General features: G+C 63.9%; 17 protein-coding genes. 6 read left to right on the forward strand and 11 right to left on the reverse strand.

What is annotated here, in order from left to right; all coding sequences use genetic code 11:
• Positions 1-9 precede the first annotated feature (9 nt).
• Entirely contained in the window at positions 10-798 is a 789-nt protein-coding gene (locus AABF56_RS31970; RefSeq protein WP_272809492.1) for an ABC transporter permease, read from the forward strand.
• Positions 799-819: 21 nt separating this feature from the next.
• A complete protein-coding gene (locus AABF56_RS31975; protein ID WP_272809491.1) occupies positions 820-2,325 on the forward strand; it encodes an aldehyde dehydrogenase in 1,506 nt (501 codons plus the stop codon).
• Positions 2,326-2,453: 128 nt separating this feature from the next.
• Here AABF56_RS31975 and AABF56_RS31980 read toward each other — a convergent pair whose 3' ends face one another.
• Both AABF56_RS31980 and AABF56_RS31985 read right to left on the reverse strand, forming a co-directional pair.
• Positions 2,454-3,221, reverse strand: coding sequence for a hypothetical protein (locus AABF56_RS31980; RefSeq protein WP_272809562.1), 768 nt, complete (start codon positions 3,219-3,221; stop codon positions 2,454-2,456).
• 90 nt (positions 3,222-3,311) lie between these two features.
• Entirely contained in the window at positions 3,312-4,400 is a 1,089-nt protein-coding gene (locus tag AABF56_RS31985) for a metal-dependent hydrolase family protein (RefSeq protein ID WP_272809490.1), read from the reverse strand.
• On the opposite strand from AABF56_RS31985, the gene AABF56_RS31990 reads away from it, so the two are divergent.
• Together AABF56_RS31990 and AABF56_RS31995 are read left to right on the forward strand one after the other, a co-directional pair.
• Positions 4,386-4,826, forward strand: a complete 441-nt coding sequence (locus AABF56_RS31990; RefSeq protein ID WP_272809489.1) for a hypothetical protein — start codon at positions 4,386-4,388, stop codon at positions 4,824-4,826. The genes AABF56_RS31985 and AABF56_RS31990 overlap by 15 nt on opposite strands.
• A gap of 76 nt (positions 4,827-4,902) precedes the next feature.
• On the forward strand, positions 4,903-5,970 hold the full coding sequence (locus AABF56_RS31995; RefSeq protein ID WP_272809488.1) for a linear amide C-N hydrolase: 1,068 nt from the start codon (positions 4,903-4,905) through the stop codon (positions 5,968-5,970).
• Positions 5,971-6,029: 59 nt separating this feature from the next.
• Here AABF56_RS31995 and AABF56_RS32000 read toward each other — a convergent pair whose 3' ends face one another.
• Entirely contained in the window at positions 6,030-6,560 is a 531-nt protein-coding gene (locus tag AABF56_RS32000) for a dihydrofolate reductase family protein (protein ID WP_272809487.1), read from the reverse strand.
• A 146-nt stretch (positions 6,561-6,706) separates the two neighbouring features.
• On the opposite strand from AABF56_RS32000, the gene AABF56_RS32005 reads away from it, so the two are divergent.
• The gene (locus AABF56_RS32005; protein WP_244770491.1) at positions 6,707-7,012 is read left to right on the forward strand and encodes a hypothetical protein; all 306 of its coding nucleotides are present in this window, start codon (positions 6,707-6,709) and stop codon (positions 7,010-7,012) included.
• A 143-nt stretch (positions 7,013-7,155) separates the two neighbouring features.
• Here the strand turns inward: AABF56_RS32005 and AABF56_RS32010 are convergent, their stop codons facing one another.
• The 5 genes from AABF56_RS32010 to AABF56_RS32030 form a co-directional block, all read right to left on the reverse strand.
• The gene (locus AABF56_RS32010; protein WP_272809486.1) at positions 7,156-7,938 is read right to left on the reverse strand and encodes an inositol monophosphatase family protein; all 783 of its coding nucleotides are present in this window, start codon (positions 7,936-7,938) and stop codon (positions 7,156-7,158) included.
• An 8-nt stretch (positions 7,939-7,946) separates the two neighbouring features.
• Positions 7,947-8,684, reverse strand: a complete 738-nt coding sequence (locus AABF56_RS32015) for an amino acid ABC transporter ATP-binding protein (RefSeq protein ID WP_272809485.1) — start codon at positions 8,682-8,684, stop codon at positions 7,947-7,949.
• The gene (locus AABF56_RS32020) at positions 8,684-9,376 is read right to left on the reverse strand and encodes an ABC transporter permease (protein WP_133035080.1); all 693 of its coding nucleotides are present in this window, start codon (positions 9,374-9,376) and stop codon (positions 8,684-8,686) included. Before AABF56_RS32020 ends, AABF56_RS32015 begins: the two co-directional genes overlap by 1 nt.
• Positions 9,373-10,068, reverse strand: a complete 696-nt coding sequence (locus AABF56_RS32025) for an ABC transporter permease (protein WP_244770488.1) — start codon at positions 10,066-10,068, stop codon at positions 9,373-9,375. Before AABF56_RS32025 ends, AABF56_RS32020 begins: the two co-directional genes overlap by 4 nt.
• Before the next feature lie 66 nt (positions 10,069-10,134).
• Positions 10,135-10,947, reverse strand: a complete 813-nt coding sequence (locus AABF56_RS32030; RefSeq protein ID WP_272809484.1) for a transporter substrate-binding domain-containing protein — start codon at positions 10,945-10,947, stop codon at positions 10,135-10,137.
• 186 nt (positions 10,948-11,133) lie between these two features.
• Between AABF56_RS32030 and AABF56_RS32035 the strand changes: the two genes are divergently transcribed.
• Positions 11,134-12,246 carry an aminotransferase class I/II-fold pyridoxal phosphate-dependent enzyme gene (locus AABF56_RS32035; RefSeq protein ID WP_272809483.1) on the forward strand — a complete coding sequence of 371 codons (1,113 nt, stop codon included), beginning with the start codon at positions 11,134-11,136 and terminating at the stop codon, positions 12,244-12,246.
• 36 nt (positions 12,247-12,282) lie between these two features.
• On the opposite strand, the gene AABF56_RS32040 is transcribed toward AABF56_RS32035, so the two are convergent.
• From AABF56_RS32040 to AABF56_RS32050, 3 genes are all read right to left on the reverse strand, one after another.
• Positions 12,283-13,104: a helix-turn-helix transcriptional regulator gene (locus tag AABF56_RS32040; RefSeq protein ID WP_244770485.1), complete on the reverse strand. Its 822-nt coding sequence runs from the start codon at positions 13,102-13,104 to the stop codon at positions 12,283-12,285.
• A gap of 60 nt (positions 13,105-13,164) precedes the next feature.
• A complete protein-coding gene (locus AABF56_RS32045; RefSeq protein ID WP_272809482.1) occupies positions 13,165-14,400 on the reverse strand; it encodes a cysteine desulfurase-like protein in 1,236 nt (411 codons plus the stop codon).
• A 117-nt stretch (positions 14,401-14,517) separates the two neighbouring features.
• Complete coding sequence (locus AABF56_RS32050) at positions 14,518-15,564, reverse strand: LacI family DNA-binding transcriptional regulator (RefSeq protein WP_272809481.1); 1,047 nt, start codon at positions 15,562-15,564, stop codon at positions 14,518-14,520.
• Positions 15,565-15,641 lie beyond the last annotated feature (77 nt).

Here is a 15,641-nt window from a genome sequence, read left to right on the forward strand (position 1 = left end):
GAGGCGGGCATGCTGCGCTTGAGATGGTGGCAGAAGGGCATGGTGGGGGTGAGCCTCGGCGTCCTCGCCTTCCTCTACCTGCCGATCGTCATGCTGGTGATCTTCTCCTTCAACGACAGCAAGGTGACCTCCTTCCCGCTCGCGGGCTTCACGCTGCATTGGTACGAGGCCTTCCTCGCCAATGCACAGATGCTCCGGGCGCTCGCCAACAGCCTGTGGGTTGCCCTTTTCGCCACCGCGCTTTCCGTCGTCATCGGCGTGACGGCGGCGCTCGCGCTCGACCGCTACGACTTTCCCGGCAAGCGGCTGTTTCAGAACGTCATCCTCCTGCCCCTCAGCCTGCCGGGCATCGTCACCGGCATCGCCATGTTGAATTTCTACAAGCAGATCGGCATCCCGCAGAGCCTGACGGCGGTGGTGATCGGTCATGCGACGGCGCTGCTCGGCGTCGTCGTCTCGCAGGTGATGGCGCGGCTTGCCAAGATCAACCGCCGCCAGTTCGAGGCCTCCGCCGATCTCGGCGCCACGCCCTTAGAGACCTTCCGCAATGTCACGCTTCCCGGCATCCGCAGCGCTATCCTCGGCTCGGCATTGCTCTGCTTCACGCTCTCCTTCGACGAGATCCCCGTCACCTATTTCCTGACGGGGCGCGAGGTGACGTTGCCGATCTACATCTATTCGACGCTCCGGCGCGGCATCACGCCGGAGATCAACGCCATCGGCACGGTGATCGTCGCCGTGTCCTTCGTCCTTATCGTCCTCTCGGTCACGCTTCTGCGCGAGCGGGAGCGATCCTGATCCATGGAAGGGAGAACAAGCATGGACGCCTCGACCTACACCCGTGACTTCTGGCGCAGCAAGGCCGCATCGTTGACATTCCGCACGCAGCACTTCATCGACGGGGCCTATGTCGCTTCCACCGATGGGCGCACCTTTCCGACGATCAATCCGGCGACCGGCGAAACCATCGCCGAGGTCGCGCGCGGCGGGGCGGCCGAAATCGACCGGGCCGTCGCCGCCGCGCGCAAGGCCTTCCGCTCCGGCGTCTGGTCGCGCATGGACCCGCGCGCCCGGATGGCGGTGCTGGAAAAGTTCTCCGCCCTCGTCGAGGCGCATGCGGAGGAATTCGCCGTGCTCGACAGCCTCGACATGGGCAAGCCGGTGATGGACATAATGAACATCGACATTCCCGGCTCGGTCATGTCGCTGAAGTTCTTCTCCGAGACGATCGACAAGATCGAGGGCGCGGTGACGGCGACGGCGGCGAATGCGCTGCACTACATCCTGCGCCAGCCGCTCGGCGTCGTCGGCCTCATCGTGCCTTGGAACTATCCGCTGATGATGGCCGCCTGGAAGCTCGGCCCGGCGCTCGCCACCGGCAACGCCGTCGTGCTGAAGCCGGCCGAGCAATCGCCGCTGTCGGCCAACCTGCTGGCCGAACTCTTCATCGAGGCCGGCGGGCCGGCGGGCGTGCTCAATGTCGTGCACGGGCTCGGCGAGGAGGCCGGCAAGGCGCTGGCGCTGCACGACGACGTCGACAAGATCGGTTTCACCGGCTCAACCGAGGTCGGCAAGCTCCTGATGATCTATGCCGGCCAGTCGAACATGAAGCGCGTCTCGACGGAGTGCGGCGGCAAGACCCCGCAGATCGTGCTCGGTGACTATGACGACCTCGACACCGCCGTCACCTATGCCGTCAACGGCATCTACGGCAACCAGGGCGAAGTCTGCAATGCCGGTTCGCGCATCCTGGTCGAAAAGAGCATCCACGACGATTTCGTCGAGCGTTTCATCGCCCGCACCCGGGAAAACTTCGTGCTGGGCGATCCGCTCGATCCGTCGACGACCATCGGCCCGCTTGTCACCGCCTCGCACCAGAAACGTGTCCTGGACTATATCGATATCGGCCGAAAGGAAGGCGCGGCACTGCGCTTCGGCGGCGGCACATTCACCCCCGCGCCGACAGGCGCCTATGTCGAGCCGACGCTCTTCACCGGCGTCGACAACGGCATGCGTATCGCCCGCGAAGAAATATTCGGCCCTGTCGCCGCCATCATCCCGGTCGACGGGATCGATGATGCCATCGAAATCGCCAACGATTCGATCTACGGCCTCGCCGCCTCGGTCTGGACGCGCGACATTTCCAAGGCGCACCGCTTTGCCCGCGATATCGAGGCCGGCGTCGTCTGGGTCAACTGCTTCGACCACGGCGACATGACCTCGATCTGGGGCGGCTACAAGCAGACCGGCAACGGCCGCGACAAATGCCTCGAAGCCCTCACCCAATACACGCAGACGAAGTCCGTCTGGGTCAATCTGGATTAGTACCTGAAAGCTGATTGCCGGAGGCGGCGCACCTCGCGCTGCCCATGCGGCCCGACATCTGCCCGGCGACAGGCATTTCATCCCTGGCGAAGATCCGCGTGTGCCTGTCTGCCTTGCTGCCTCCGGATCTAAAACCGATAGGTCAGGCCGAGCACGGGGCCACTGAGGCGCGTATCGAAGACGTGGCCGTCATGTTTATAATCGACGTCCAGAACCTTATACCCGGCCGAAAAGGACAAGTTGTCGGTGAACGTGTAGTTCACCGTCGCCAATACGGACCAGATGAGGTCGGATCCCGCACCGAAACCGCCGATATCGGCCTGCCCGTGCAGCGAGAGCTTGTCCGTCAGGCTGACAAACAGGCGGGCACCGATGATCGGATCCACCCAGCCGAAGCTCTCTTCGTGACTGGCGGTGACCGTCCCGATCAGCGGATGGCGTGCCGTGACCGACACGTCATTGGAAATGTACCAGAAGCGTGCACCGCCGAGGGCGTCGAGGGTGAACTCCGGCGTGTCGAGGACGCGGTAGCCGCCCTGCAGCGTCGCCATGAACTCCTGCGTATCGACATCCGCATCGACGCTCGCCCCTGCCGGTATCCTGCCCAGCCCGGGAATCTGGAAAGCCGCCAGCGGGCCTGTCGCGTGACTCTCCGTCGTATCGACATACATGATGTCGCCGGAAAGGACGAAGTTGTCGTAACGCCCCCAGATATTGATGAACCCTCCGAAATTGAAATCGTCCATCACGTCGGAGAAGGACTTCTCGACGTGAAGGGTCGGTGCGCGACGGAAGGGTGATATATCGCCCTCGATACCGGTGGCCCACAGATAAGGCGTCACCTGCAGCGCCCAGCCCGGGTGCCCGGCTGCACCCGCGGCCGGATCGGTCGCCATCCCGGCAAGATCATCCGCAGCATGGGCGACGGGCGTGGCGCACAACGTCAGGAAAACGGCAGCAGCCAATCTGTTCAAGCAAGCCTCCTCTCACGCCGGCAGCGTGTTCTTGTGGATACGCCCATCCTTCATCACCATCACAAGCGTGCGGTCGGGATCGGCGATCAGCGCAATGTCCCGGAGCGGGTCGCCGTCGACCACCAGCAGATCGGCATAAGCGCCGGCCTCGATGACGCCGAGCTTTGCCGGGTAAGGATTGCGTGCCCCGCAAAGGCCGGCAAGCTCCGCATTCCCACTGGTCAGCAGCCGCAGCACGTCGGCATTGTCATACCATCGCGCAAACTTGGCGAGTTGCCGGCCCTGCGTCGCAGTCCCCTTTGGGCTGAAGAGAATATCGGTTCCAAGCGCCATTTTCACCTGATGCTTGCGCCCGAGCTCGACAGCGCGCGCCGTTCCATCGGCGATCTGCTGCTGATGGGCGCGCTGTTCCGGCGAGGGATAGCTGTTCGAATCCTCGTCCGCGAGAAAGGGCTGTATGCTCCACCATGCCCCGGCCCCCGCAATACGCTTGACCGTCTCCTCGTCGGCAAGCTGGCCGTGCTCGATCGACTGGATACCGCAGTCGAGGGCGCGGCGGATGGCAGCGGACGTATAGGCATGAATGCACACATAGGTGCCCCAATCCGCCGCCGCCGAAACCGCCGCCCGCATTTCGGCATCGGAATACTGGAGCGCATCGATCGGATCGAAGGCGGAGGCAACGCCGCCACCGCCCATGATCTTGATCTGGCTGGCGCCGAGCATGAGCTGCTCGCGCACCCGGCGCAGCACTTCGGCTTCGCCATCGGCGATGGCCGATATGCCCGCCCGCTCGGCCACGCTGAGATCGCTTTGCGCCGTACGGGGCAGGTCCGTCCGCATGCGGAAATCGCCGTGACCGGACGTCTGCGAGATCATGGCGCCGGCGGGATAGATGCGAGGGCCGGCGATGCGGCCTTCGTCAATGGCCCGCTTCAAGGCAAAGGCAGGTCCCCCGACATCCCGGACCGTCGTGAAACCGCGCAGCACGGTGCGCTCGGCTTCCTGCGCGGCAACGAGATGCACATAGGGGATATCCGCTGTCATGGCAGCGACCTGGGAGATGCCGGCGAGGATGGAATGCCAGTGGGCGTCGATCATGCCGGGCATCAATGTGCGCCCGCCGCAATCGATCACCTGCACATCGGAAACGGCATCCGCGACCGGGACCAGCGCCTTGATGCGATTGCCTTCGACAAGCACGTCCCGCCCTTGCAGGAGCGTACTGCTCTTTCCATCGAAAATATTGACGTTTTGCAGCCGTACGGGCCTTGCGGGCGCCTGCGCGAAAGCGGGGCTCACCGCACCAAGCGCCGGGGCTGCAAGGCTGGCCGCGATGCCCTTCAGGACGGAACGGCGCGACAGGCCTTCGTTTATGCGCGCGAAAAGTTGCCCGGCCTGCTGGCCATGACAGGCGCATGCACCACCATGGACAAGGTGGCGATACTTGTCTCCGAAACGAAACGCCAAGATATCCCCTCCCACCTTCCCGGTATGTGGCCGGTCAAATGCCTGCCGACCAGTTAAGCCGATTTGACTTCCTCCAACAAGCACGATCTCCTAGTATAGGTTGCATTCCCGATCGCGGAACGGAGGACAACCGATGCGCTTGCGGACGTCGCTTTCGGCCACCTGCGCCGCCATCCTGCTTTCCACCGCCATGCTGACGACATCGGCCGCGCAGGCCTGCACGCGTTTCGTCTACCATGGTGCCGGCGGCCAGGTCATCACGGCACGCTCCATGGACTGGAAAACCGATGTCGGAACAAATCTCTGGATATTCCCGCGCGGCATGGAGCGCACCGGGCAGGCCGGGCCGAATTCCGTCCAGTGGACCTCAAAATATGGCAGCGTCATCGCTTCGGGCTACGATATTTCCACGACCGACGGAATGAACGAGGCGGGCCTCGTGGCCAATGTGCTGTGGCTCGTCGAATCCGACTATCCGGCCTATGACGGCACGTCGCCCGCCCTGTCGCTTGCCGCCTGGGCACAATATGTCCTCGACAATTTCGCGACCGTCGAGGAGGCTGTCGCCACGCTGGAGAAGAACCCCTTCACCATCGTCACCGACACTGTGCCGGGAGAAGAGCGGCTGGCAACGCTGCATCTCTCGCTTTCGGATGGCAGCGGCGACAGCGCGATCATCGAATATATCGACGGCAGGCAGGTCATCCATCACAGCCGCGATTATCAGGTGATGACAAACTCGCCGGTCTTCGACCAGCAACTGGCCCTCAACGCATATTGGAAGCAGATCGGCGGGACCGTCATGTTGCCCGGCACGAACCGCGCGTCGGACAGGTTCGCGCGTGCCTCGTTCTATGTGAACGCCATCCCGAAAAGCGAAGACGCCGTCGAGGCGATCGCAAGCGTTTTCAGCGTGATCCGCAACGTCTCCGTCCCCTACGGCATCACCACGCCCGACCAGCCCAATATTTCCTCGACACGCTGGCGGACGGTCGTCGACCACAAGCGCAGACTCTACTTCTTCGAATCCGCCGTGACGCCGAACGTATTCTGGGTCGACCTCACGAAGCTGGATCTGTCGAAAGAAACGGGAACGGTAAGGAAACTCGACCTCGGTCCGAACCAGAGCCATATCCATTCCGGAATGGTCAACGATCAGTTCAAGGACAGCCAACCATTTACGTTCCTTGGGCCGAGGTGATCAGAACATGGCCGAGCCGACAACCGCAGAGGGATTAAAGCGCCGGCAGTCGGGACCGATCAGGCAGGAACATAGGTCAGCTTGATCACGTCCTCACCTATCCGCTCATGGGTCAGAAGGCGGAGCGGCGGCCGGGGTCCGGCGAAATACGGCTTGCCGTGACCAAGCACGACGGGGTGCAGGTAGATTCGATATTCGTCGATCAGGCCGAGTTCGGTAAGGCTTTGCGCCAGGTCCGGGCCGGCAACTTCGATCTCCCCGTCGTGCTCAGCCTTCAACGCGCGGATCGCGTCCTCGAGATCGCCCTGAACAAGGATGGCATTGGGGCCGACAGACACCAACGAGCGCGAGACGACCCATTTCGTCTGGTTCCGCCATGCCGCCGCGAAGGCCTGTTCCTCTGCATCCCATTCGGGATGATCTTCGTCCCAGTAACGCATGATCTCATACATTCGGCGGCCGTATACGCTGCCCGCCTGCCCCCGAGCCTCCTCGATGAAGTGGCGGAAGAGCGTGCGGTCCGGCCCGAACGCCATATGGTCGACATAGCCGTCCAGGGACTGGTTCATTCCGAACACGAGCTTGGCCATATCCGCCTCCGTTTCCTTGAAAAGCCGATCCAAGCTAGTTTGACTGATTTCATATTGCAACTGGTTTTTGGGGCGCGCAAGAATGGGGTTGACCGCTTTCGATGGCAAGGCGACACTTCGATCCGTGGCAAGGCAGGAGGAAAACGATGGACGAGCCAGACCGGTGGCGCCATATGGCAGGTGCGCCGAAGGACGGGAGCCGGATCCTCGTCACAGTCCGCCCCTCCGAACAGGGGCCGGCGGAAGTTGACGTCGCCTACTGGTCGAATGGCGATCAGTTCGGCGCGGAAGGCTGGCGCGCGTCGGATTCCTCCCCCGGCCGCATCATTGAATATGCCGAGCCGGAGCTGAAGTGCTGGATGCCTATGCCCTCGGCCAATCTCAGCCGTGCCTCTGTGCCCTCCCCCTGGGAAGGCGACGACGCCCAGCAGCTTGACGGGTCGGGGATTTAACGACCCCGCTCCGCCGTATGGCAAAGCTCCATTGGAAGGGACATACCCCGTCATCACTTCCGGCGATTCATCAGACCGGTGCGGCCCGCCGGAAGCGGATGGTCCAGCGTGAGGCCCGGGCAGGCCGGCGTGAAAAACGGTGCTTATTCCCTTACGGCGAGCGCTTCGAGCGCGCTTTCATGGAGCGCCCGGTCGCCGGCCGCGATGACGCAGCCCCGCCAGCCGAGATCGAGCGGGCCGCCCTGCCAGTCGGTGACGACGCCGCCGGCGCCTTCGATGATCGCGGTGGGGGCAAAGAGGTCATAGGCGTCGAACCCGGCATCGACGGCAAGGTCCGTGCGGCCGCGGGCAAGGCAGGCATAGCTGTAGCAGCTGCCGCCGTACTGGGTGAACTGCACGGCTCCATCGAGACGCGCGAAAGGTGCGCGGTCGGCTTCGGGAATGAAACGGGGATTCGATGAGGTCATGTAGGCGTCGGCGAGGGCCGTGCCTTTGCGGCAGCGGATCGGCTTGCCGTTATGCCACGCGCCTTGCCCGGAAATGCCGGTGAGGCGCTCGGCCGTGGCCGGGAGATCGATGACGCCGAGCAGGGGCTTGCCGCCGCGCGCCAGCGAGATCAGCGTGCCATAGACAGGAATGCCGGCGACCCAGGCCGCCGTGCCGTCGATCGGGTCGAGCACCCAGACGAATTCGGCGTCGAGCCGCTCGCTGCCATACTCCTCCCCCATGATGCCGTGATCGGGAAAGGCCGCGCGAATCTGTTCGCGCAGACGTGCTTCCACGGCCCGGTCGGTTGCGGTGACGAAGCTCGCATCCTGCTTGAGATCGACGCGGGGCGCTTCTTCGGCCGCCGCCAGAAGCAGGGCGCGGGAGCTGTCGGCGATCGCCTGGGCAAAGGTGAGGAAGGTTTCGGTATGATCGGTCATGGCGCTTCTCAATGGGCGAGGATCTGGCCGAGGAAGGTGCGGGCACGCTCGGATTTCGGGGCTGCGAAGAATTCGGCGGGGGTGGAGACCTCGACGATCTCGCCCTGGTCCATGAAGACGATGCGGTCGGCGACCGAGCGGGCAAAACCCATCTCGTGCGTCACGCAGACCATCGTCATGCCCTCGCGGGCGAGGTCGGTCATCACGTCGAGCACTTCGGAGATCATCTCCGGATCGAGCGCGGAGGTGGGTTCGTCGAAGAGCATCACCTCCGGGTTCATGCACAGCGCCCGGGCGATGGCGACGCGCTGCTGCTGGCCGCCCGAAAGCTGGGAGGGATATTTGTTCGCCTGGTCGGGGATGCGCACGCGGGTGAGGTATTTCATGGCGATCGCCTCGGCCTCCCCCGTCGCCATCTTGCGCACCAGCCGCGGCGCGAGCGTCAGGTTCTCCAGCACGGTCATGTGCGGGAAAAGGTTGAAGCTCTGGAACACCATGCCGACCTCGCGGCGGACGAGATCGATCTTCTTCTCGTCGTCGGTCAGCTCTTCTCCACCCACGACGATGCGGCCGCTGTCATGCTCTTCCAGCCGATTGATGCAGCGGATCATAGTGGACTTACCGGAGCCCGAGGGGCCGCAGACCACGACCTTCTCGCCCTTGGCGATCGTGAGATCGACATCCTTCAGCGCGTGATAGGTGCCATAGAACTTGTTCATCTTTTCGAGGACAATGATATCGGCCATCAGGTCTTTCTCACATGGCGGTTCGCGTAGGTCTCGACCAGCGTGAAGCCGGTCTGGATGATCCAGACGAGCACGAGGTAGATGATCGTCGCGGCGATGAAGATCTCGTATGGGGCGAAGGTGTCGGCCACGATGGTGCGGGCGACGCCCGTCATTTCCATCAGTGTGACGGTGGAGGCGAGCGCGGTGGACTTCAGCATCGAGACGATCTCGTTGCTGTAGGCCGGAAGCGCCAGCCTGACGGCGAGGGGGGCAGTGATGCGGCTCGTGCGCTGGAACTTGCTGAGGCCGAGCGCCTTGCCCGCCTCGATGAGGCCCTTGTCGACCCCGAGCACGCCGCCGCGCAGGATTTCCGAGACATAGGCCGCCGTGTTGAGCGACAGCGCGATGACCGAGCACCAGTAGGGCTCGCGCAGGAGCGGCCAGAGCACGCTCTGCCTGATGAAGCCGAACTGCGGCAGGCCGTGATAGATGACGAAGAGCTGCACGAGCAGCGGCGTGCCGCGGAAGAAGTAGATATAGGCCTTGGCCGGCCAGACCAGCCAGGCCCGGCGCGACAGCCGCATCAGCAGGATGCCGACGGCCAGGATCAGCCCGAACAGGGTCGAGACGGCGAGCAGGTTGAGCGTCAGCCCGAGGCCTTGCAGGATCTTCGGAAGACTGACGGCGATAAGCGAGAGGTCGAAGCTCATCGGGCACCTCTCAGGTGACGATTGGCACGCTGCTCCAGCCAGCCGACGGCAAAGGTGATCACCGTCGTCATCGCGAGGTAGATCAGGGCGACGGTCATGTAGAGCAGGAAGGGACGGTGGATGAGCGAGTTCGCCATCTTGGCGACGAAAAGGATTTCTTCCAGCCCGATGATGGAGACGAGCGCCGTATCCTTCATGATGGAGAGCATGTGATTGCCGAAGTTCGGCAAGGCAAGCCGCCACATCTGCGGCAGGCGCACATAGCGGAAGATCTGGTGGCGCTTGAGGCTGAGCGCCCGCGCGGCCTCGATCTGCCCGCGGTCGACGCCGAGGAAGGCGCCGCGGAAGGTCTCGGTCATATAGGCCCCGACGATCAGGCCGATCGCGATGGAGCCGGCCCAGAACGGCGGAAGATCGATGAATTTCACCGAGGGATCGAAGGCCTGCACGATCGAGGTGAGCGTGATGGCCATGCCGAAATAGAAGAGCAGCAGCACCAGGAGCTCGGGCGCGCCGCGGAACACCACCGTATAGGCCTGGGCGATCGCACGCAGGATGCGGCTTTTGGAAAGCTTGGCCGAGGCGCCGAGCAGCCCGCAGGCGACGGCAATCACCAGGGCCACGAAAAAGACCTGCAACACCGTCATCAGGCCGAAGAAGAAGTCGTCCCACCAGCCGTCGAGAACCGACATGCTATACCTCCGTAATCTTCATGCGAGATCGGACGCCGCGCCTGGCGCGACGCCCGGAGGTCATGCTTACTGGCCGACACCCTTCCAGTTCGACGGATGGATGGAGAAGGGGAAGTATTTCAGGCTGTACTTTTCGAGAGAGCCGTCCTTGATCATCTCGTCCAGCGCCTTGTCGATCTTGACGAGCAGCTCGTCATTGCCCTTGCGCAGGCCGACGCCGACGCCCGGGCCGAAATACTCGACCTCGTCGATCGGCGGCGAGACGAATTCGAAGCCGGCGCCGTTCTCCTTGCTGAGGAAGTCGAGATAGGCCTTCATCGGGTTGGTGATGGCGATGTCGATGCGGCCGTTCTGCAGGTCGAGCAGCATCGGCTGGGCGCCATCATAAAGGGAGATCTCGGCGCCCGGCAGCTTGGCTTCCACCCATTTCGCATAGGTCGAGGCGCGCTCCACACCGAAGCGCAAGCCGTTGAAGGCATCCGGGATCGGCTTGCCGGCCTCGTCGAACAGCTTGAGGCCCGCTTCCTTCGAACCGAGGATGCGGCCGACTGAAACGCGGTAGGGGATCGAGAAGTCGATCTTCTGCTTGCGTTCCTCGGTGATCGACATGGAGGCGACGATGAGGTCGAACTTGTTGGCAAGCAGCGACGGGATCATGCCGTCCCATTCCTGGCAGACATAGTCGAGATCGACACCGATGCGCTCGGCGATGCCCTTGGCGACGTCAACGTCGTAGCCGGCCATCTCGCCCTCGGGCGTGCGGTAGTTGAAGGGCGCGTAGGTGCATTCCATGCCGACGCGCAGCGTTTCGGCTTGGGCAGGCATGGCAACCGCCAGGCCGACGATTGCGGCAGACAACAGACCGGTCATGAATTTCATGGCATTCCCCTTCTTTGTTAGGTCAGTCCTTGCGACGGTCCTCACTCCGCCGATGGGGAACGATGCGCCGGGCGGAAGGGCGAGGAAATCCACCTAGGGGATGATGGCCGTCATCACCCTCGGGGAGGATGGAATGTGACGCGCGGTTGATCTAGCCCTGTCACATGCAGGCCAGAGGAGAGCCCCATGAAATATGTCCGCATGCCCATCGAGCTGGAATCGCCCGAACAGCTCGGCTACGACACGATCCGCTACAACCTCTCGGAAAGCTCCGTCGCCGACCGGCGCCTCGGCGAGCTGAAACTGAAGCTGGACGACATTCTCCTGTGCTATGGCGATCACCGCGGCGCGCCGGACCTGCGCGGCCTGATCGCCGGCACGGGGGAAGGCCTTGCGGCCGACGACGTGCTCGTGACTGCCGGCGCAGCGGGCGCGCTCTTCATCATCGCGACCTCGATGATCGAGGCAGGCGACCACATCGTCGTGGTGCGCCCGAACTATGCGACGAACCTCGAAACGCCACGCACCATCGGCGCGGACATGAGCATCGTCGACCTCACCTTCGAGGCCGGCTATCGCCTCGACCTCGAGGCGATCGAGGCGGCGATCCGGCCCGAGACCAGATATGTCTCCGTCACCTATCCGCACAATCCGACCGGCGTGATGATCTCCGAGGACGAGATGAGGGCGCTGGTGGCGCTGGTCGAGCGCAAGGGCACGCGCCTCCTCTTCGACGAGACCTATCGCGAGATGACCTCGGGGCCGATGCTGCCGGTTGCCGCAAGCCTGTCGGACCGGGTGATCAGTGTCTCCTCGCTCTCCAAGACCTACGGCATTCCCGGCATCCGCATCGGCTGGCTGATCACGCGCGATGCCGACCTCATGGAAACCTTCCTCGCCGCACGCGAGCAGATCGGCATTTCCGGCAGCACGGTGGATGAATACATCGCCTATGTCGCGCTCAGCCAGCGTGACGAATGGCTCGCCTACAACAATGCCCGCATCGCCAGCGCCTTTGCCATCGTCAAGGACTGGATTGCCTCAGAACCGCTCGTCGAATGGGTCGAGCCGTCAGGCGGCTGCGTCTGTTTCCCGCGCATCGTGCCCTCGGCCAATGTCGATCTCGCCGGCTTCCATGAAAGCCTCTACAGCCGCCACCAGGCCTATGTCGGCCGCGGCAGCTGGTTCGAGCAGGACGACCGGCATTTCCGCATCGGCTATGTCTGGCCCACCGAGGACGAGCTGCACAAGGGCCTCGCCGCCATCTCCGCCGCGATCCGCGACAGCCTGAAGGGTTGAAAGAAAAAGGCGGGGGGCGTGCCCATTCGCCCCGCCTCAAAGATTGAGGCTGCGCAGAAACGTCGAAAACAGTTCCTGCTGCGTGGACAGATTGAGCTTCGCGTAAAGCTTCTGGCGGTGGGTCTTCACCGTCGCGATCGAAATGCCCAGATGATAGCTGATCGACTCGCTGGAATGGCCTTTCAGGATGAGGAGGGCCACTTCCCGTTCCCGCGGGCTTAGGAGATCGCGGCCGAAATCGCTGAAGAGGTGATCGATCGGACGCGCCTGCGGTGCGTTCTCGTTGCGTGAAAGATGTGTCCAGAGCCGCCGGAAGATTGCGGCGATCATCGGATGCGCCTCGCGCAGCCGGGCGATGGACGCCGCGTCGAAGCCGCCCTCGCTGCGGATGCGCGACAGGCTGATCTCCGCCATGTCCCCGTTCGGCAGCTCTATGGCTATCAGCAGTTCCTCCATGCCCTCAGGCCAGCCGTGCGTACGGTAGCCCAGTTCCTCGTCCTCGTGGCGACGGATGTCGAGACCGCGATAGAGATCCGAACCGAGATAATCGTCGGGCGCGAGATCGCGCATCAGGTAAACCCCGGCGGGAAGGCCCGCGAGATAGGCATTGTAGAAGGGATTGAGCAGATAGGTGCCGGCGATGAAGAGCTGCACCGCGCGCTTGGCCCGCGGCCCCGAGAACGTGTCGAAGACATAGCTCGGGCCACCGTTCTTGCGGTGCACGACCGACAGGGCCAGATGGAACCGGGCGACCGAACCGATCGCCGCCAGAAGCGCCGGCACGCTATCGGGCTGGTCGTAGCGATCGAGCGCATGCGCAAAGGGCGCGATCCAACTGGCGGCGGCGGTTTCTGTCATGGGGCCATCTGCAAGATTCCCAAGGAAAACGATTACTTATACGCCTTACGACACCCCGGCTTAAGCGACAAGCTTGTCGATTGCCGCAAGCGTGCGCTCGATCTCCTCGACGGAGTTGTAATGGGCGATGCCGATGCGGACCACCCCTTCCTCCTCGGAAAGGCCGAGATGGCGCGCCGGCTCCAGCGCGTAATTGTGCCCGGACCAGACATTGACGTCCTCGGCGGCCAGGGCATCGGCGAAGCGATGGGTGGAGACGCGCTCATGCGTGAAGGAGATCGTCGGCACGCGATGGGCAAAGAGATTGGGGTTGGTGATGCCGATCAGCCGGATGCCCGGCAGCGCCGTCAGGCCGCCGATCAGCCGCCGCGTGAGGCCTGCTTCATAGGCATCGAAGGCCTGGTAGGCGTCCGCCATCTTCTCGCGCCGCGTGCCCGTGCTGCCGGTCGCCTCCCCGGCCGAGGCGAGATAGTCGATCGTCGCCGTCAGGCCTGCCAGAAGCTCGGTCTGCGGCGTGCCGGTGCAGAAGCGATCCGGAATGTCGTCGCTCTGGCAGCGCACGCGGTGCGGCGGCAGCGCCCGCAGCAGGTCGCCGCGTCCCCACAGCACGCCGAGATGCGGGCCGAAGAACTTGTAGGACGAGCAGACGAGGAAATCGCAGCCGGTCGCCTGCACGTCCGGCAGGCGATGCGGCGCAAGCTGCACCGCGTCGATCCAGACGAGCGCACCCGTCGCCCGCGCCATCGCCGTCAGCGCGGCGACGTCGTTGATGCTGCCGGTCATGTTGGAGGCATAGTTGAGCGCGAGGAACCTCGTGCGCGACGTGAGAAGAGCAGCAAGGTCTTCAGGCTCGATGCGCCAGCTTTCCGTGTTGAACGGCAGCCACTTGACCACCAGGCCGTATTCCTCGGCCATGGAAAGCCAGGGCGAGACGTTGCCCTCGTGGTCCATGCGGGTGACGATGATCTCGTCGCCCGGCGAGAAGGTCTTGCCGATGACCCGGCCCATCTGGAAGGCCAGCGTCGTCATGTTCGGGCCGATCACCATCTCCTGCCAGGAAGCGGCGTTGACGAACTCCGCCGCCGCCTCGTGCGCCGCGCGCCAGACGGCATCCGCCCGCTGGGAGGCGGCGAACCGTCCGCCGAGATTGGCCGACGCCGTCGCCATCGCATCCGCCACGGCCGCGATGACCGTTCTTGGAACAAGCGTTCCCGCCGGGTTGTCGAGATAGGCGGTGCGGGAATTCTCCAGAGCGGGGAAGGAGGCGCGGATCAGGTCGATCGGATAGGCAGTCATGGGCGGCACCCTTTGCAGAACGCTGTTATCGCCCCTGTGTGCCGCTTTCCGCCATGCCTCGCCATCCTCCTAGGAGATGAGGCCCCCCTCCGCCTTGCGCATGACAAGCCCGGAAGCTCAAGCGGCCGGCCCTGTCGACGAACGCTCGACCAGATGACAGGCAAGCTCCAGCCGGCGCGGCGGGAACGGCAGGCCGCCGAGGCTGTCGCGCAGGAGATCGAGCGCCGCCGAGCCGATTTCGCGCATGGGAATATGCATGGTCGTCAGCGGCGGATTGAGGAAGGCGGCCTGCGGCAGGTCGTCCATGCCCATGACGGAGACGTCCTTCGGCACGCCATAGCCCGCCTGCTGCACGCCCATCATGGCGCCGACGGCAAGGCTGTCGCCGGCGGCGAGCACCGCGGTGAAATCCAGCCCGCGCGCCCGGATGCGCGAGACGATGGCCTGCGTCGCCAGCTCCGGCAGCCAGTCGTCGACCGGCACGACGAGATCGGGATCGGCGGGAAGGCCGTGATGAAGCAGCGCATCGCGCCAACCCTCGTAGCGCCGCTCGATGGTGCGGCGGCCGGGCCGCATGAAGAAGAGGATGCGTTCGTGGCCAAGACCGATCAGGTGATCGGCGGCAAGCCGCGCGCTCGACCGGTTGCACGGCGTCACGCTCGAAAGCCGCATGAAGGGATCGTCGCCATTGAGCAGCACGACGGGCTTTTCGAAGCCGCGCGTTGCCGCCAGCAGCGCCTCGTCGTCGACGGTGAGGAAGAGCAGGCCGAGGATCTCCGGATCATCCTTCGCCTCCTTGAGCAGCGACAGCTCCTCGCTCTTGTCGGCGATCGGTCGCGTGATGATCTCGAGGCCGAGCGCCTGCGCCCGTTCTTTCAGCCCGTCCAGCACGTAGAGCGTGAACTGGTTGCGCACATAGTCGATCATCGCGGCGCTGGAAGCGGCAAGGATGACCTTCTGTCCGGCAACGGCCGTCGGCACGACATAATTCGCCGTCTTCGCCGCTTCCAGCACTTGCCGGCGGATTTCCGGCCGCACGCCCTTCTCCCCCGCCAAAGCCCGCGAAACGGTGCTGAGCGAGACGCCGCAGCGCGCGGCAATATCCTCCAGCCGAACCTTCTTGCTCTTCTTTCCGCGTTTTCCGGGCAGGGGTTTGACAGTCATCGGCCACCTCTCTCGCACCAGTCATGAGAAAAATTTTCAGATTGCGCAAGAAAAATCACCATGCATTATCCACCCTA

Source organism: Shinella sp. WSC3-e (assembly GCF_945994535.1).
GTDB lineage: Bacteria > Pseudomonadota > Alphaproteobacteria > Rhizobiales > Rhizobiaceae > Shinella > Shinella yambaruensis.